The 1128-nt window shown below is 47.3% G+C and carries 1 protein-coding gene; it reads right to left on the reverse strand.

What is annotated here, in order from left to right; genetic code table 11:
- A partial coding sequence (locus tag GRP75_RS27655) for a polyketide synthase dehydratase domain-containing protein (RefSeq protein WP_160790973.1) occupies positions 1–1128 on the reverse strand: 1128 nt, incomplete at both ends.

Genomic DNA, 1128 nt, shown 5'->3' on the forward strand with positions numbered 1-1128 from the left:
CCTTCAATTCCTCCAATGAAGTCTGCTTGTCCTGATCCAGTAGGGAACGTCCAGTAAGAATCAAAGTCACTTCCTTGGCCTGACGCGCAATCTCTTTAGCAAAAATAAGACCTAAACCCTTTGCTCCTCCAGTAATCAAATAAACCCCGCGGTCTTTCCATGGAATATCCGGTGTTTCTGACGGCATTTCTGCTTTACTCCAGACAGGAATCCAACGTTTGCCTTCTGCAAACCGGATGCGGCTATCCGCAGGATGTCGGCTGCTCGTTTTTAGTATTTCAATGAGCCCTTCCATTTTTTCTGTATCCTCAACTTCAATTAACTGACCATGGATCTTTGGATTTTCCTTTTGCGCAGTTTTGAGTATGCCGCACAGCCCAGCGAAGAGCAGCTTTTCATGCTGAGGCATCGTTACAATCTGCACCAGCACCTTGCCTTTGGGTTTGTCATTCAGGATACTTTTTATTTTTTCAAAAACCTGGACGGCATACTTTTCGAAGCGCCGATCAACCTCTTCCATACCGGATTGCAGAGTGATACATTCCATTCCTGCCAAGGAGAACTCGATATCTCCTGCAGCAATGGTATCTGTTTCGCAAAGCATTACCACATGTCGTTCGTAAGTGGGAACCATCGTGTCCTCCGCAACCGCCTGTTCTTTCCAGAAGGGTTGGAGCAACATTACACCAGGTGTTTTCTCACATGCGCCCCCTACCTTGTAGGAGCATCCTTTTATACGCACGCAGACCTGGCCTCCCTCATCACACAAATCAATGTCATACTTCTGCGTATTATGACCAGCCCCGCTTCCTCTGCTATACCGGATCAACGCCCACATTTCACAGGGACATTCCCGAAAAATTTCGAGTCTCTCAATGGCAGTCGGCCGTATTTTCTGTAGAGGGTCAATGCCTGAAGGCCGCATGATATTTTCATCATTCGAAAACAAGTATGCCGGCGGCATTTGCAAAGCAGCATTTATTATAAAGGGATGCAAAACAAATAAGCCCTCAGTATTCCTTATACCGGAAGGCAACGATAGCTTGGCCAGCACTAACCCCTGTCCTATATGCACTTGTTCATTGGCCTGATGTCCCGAACTATAGTCGGCCCCCATGCCCCACACTG

Origin of the sequence: Paenibacillus sp. OT2-17 (assembly GCF_009827695.1) — a bacterium.
Classification (GTDB): domain Bacteria; phylum Bacillota; class Bacilli; order Paenibacillales; family Paenibacillaceae; genus Paenibacillus; species Paenibacillus polymyxa_B.